This window comes from Dietzia sp., assembly GCF_036741115.1.
In the GTDB taxonomy this organism is placed as follows: Bacteria; Actinomycetota; Actinomycetes; order Mycobacteriales; family Mycobacteriaceae; genus Dietzia.
This window is the reverse complement of sequence record NZ_DAINST010000161.1, coordinates 1-1,529: the sequence shown is the minus strand read 5'-3', so window position 1 is coordinate 1,529 and position 1,529 is coordinate 1. Positions and strand designations below refer to the sequence as shown.

The following is a 1,529-nucleotide window of genomic DNA, read 5'->3' as shown; positions in this document are numbered from 1 at the left end:
TACGGACGGCCGCGAGAACCTCGGCGTCCGGGCTCACCGCCTCGACCCAGGGTGCGCGGATGAAGACCGCGCGAATGGGAGCTCCGCCGTCAAACGGGAGGTCTTCCTCGAACGAGTCGACCTGTCGCCCGAATGCATTGCGCCGGACGGTGATATCGAGCGCGGAGAAATTAATGGCATCGGGGCGCGTATCGAGTACGACCCCAGCGAGGAGGATCATGCCCGCGCACGAGCCGAAGACCGGGAGCCCACCGTCGATCGCCGCGCGCAGCGGCTCCTCGAGCTCGTGGAGCCGGATGAGGTTGGACATCGCCGTCGACTCGCCGCCGGGGAACACCAGCCCGTCGAGTTCCTCGAGATCCGCCGGCCTGCGCACGCGGCGGGTCTCCGCCCCACACGAATCCAGGTGGGCGAGGTGCTCGCGAAAGTCCCCCTGCAGGGCGAGGACGCCAATGCGGGGCCGGCTCGTCTGGGCGGTCATGGAGTGCTGTGCTGTCCTTTGCGGGTAACGGTCGGGCCGCACTCAGCCGCGGGTGCGGGTGAGGCCTTCCTGGCACACGGCGGCGACGAGGTTGCCGCTCGCGTCGAAGATGCGACCCTGGGTGAGCGAGCGGCTCCCCGTCGCGGACGGCGAGGACTGGTCGTAGAGCAGCCACTCGTCGGCGCGGAACGGGCGCTGGAACCACATCGCGTGGTCGAGCGAGGCCTCCTGGACCTCGACACCGGGATGCGCCACCCGCGCGGAGCCCAGAAGGGTCATATCCGACATGTATGCCAGGGCACACACGTGGTCGTTGGGATCGTCGGAGATCTCGCCGGTGTAGCGGAACCACACGCGCTGCTGCGAGGCGAGGCTCGGCGAGAGCTTCTGCTCCTCGGCGGGGATGAACCGGATGTCCCAGTCCTCCCACTCGAGGAAGAAGGCGTTGAACGGCGCCTCGATCTCCAGGTCGCGGATGTTCTGGAGGTTATCCGGGCCCACGACCTCGGGCATCGTGTCCGCGTGCTCGAGCCCGGTCTGGCCGTGGACGTGGAAGGAGGCGCTCATCGAGAAGATGACCTCGCCCTCCTGGATGGCGTTGACCCGGCGTGTCGAGAACGAACGGCCGTCGCGGAGCCGCTCGACCTCGAAGACCGTATGACTCGCCGGGTTGCCCGCGCGGAGGAAATACCCGTGCAGCGAATGCACGAAGCGGTCCTCCTCCACCGTGCGCACCGCGGCGGTGAGGCTCTGGCAGGCGATCTGGCCGCCGTAAGTGCGCAAGAGCTTCGACTCGAGGCGTGCGCCGCGGAAGATATCGCGGTCGATCCGCTCGATGGAGGTGACGTCCCGTAGCGAGGGCATCGGAGGGTCTCCTTACCAGCCGCGCTCGGAGAGACGGTGCGGCTCGGGGACCTCGTCGACGTTGATGCCGACCATAGCCTCGCCGAGACCGCGCGAGACGCGGGCGATGACGTCTGGATCGTCGTAATTGGCCGTGGCCTCGACGATGGCCTTGGCGCGCTGTTCGGGGTTACCGGACTTGAAG

At 68.0% G+C, this 1,529-nt stretch carries 2 protein-coding genes and 1 pseudogene; all 3 read right to left on the bottom strand.

Annotation, left to right across the window (positions count from 1 at the left end; all coding sequences use genetic code 11):
• Nucleotides 1-481, bottom strand: a 481-nt coding sequence (gene pdxT, locus V7E05_RS14230; RefSeq protein ID WP_333620279.1) for a pyridoxal 5'-phosphate synthase glutaminase subunit PdxT, incomplete at its 3' end; no start/stop codon positions are given.
• 42 nt (nt 482-523) lie between these two features.
• Nucleotides 524-1,345 (bottom strand): acyl-CoA thioesterase, encoded by an 822-nt coding sequence (locus tag V7E05_RS14225; RefSeq protein WP_333620278.1) that lies wholly within the window; start codon nt 1,343-1,345, stop codon nt 524-526.
• A gap of 12 nt (nt 1,346-1,357) precedes the next feature.
• A pseudogene (locus V7E05_RS14220) lies at nt 1,358-1,529 on the bottom strand (pyridoxal 5'-phosphate synthase lyase subunit PdxS); the annotation flags it as partial.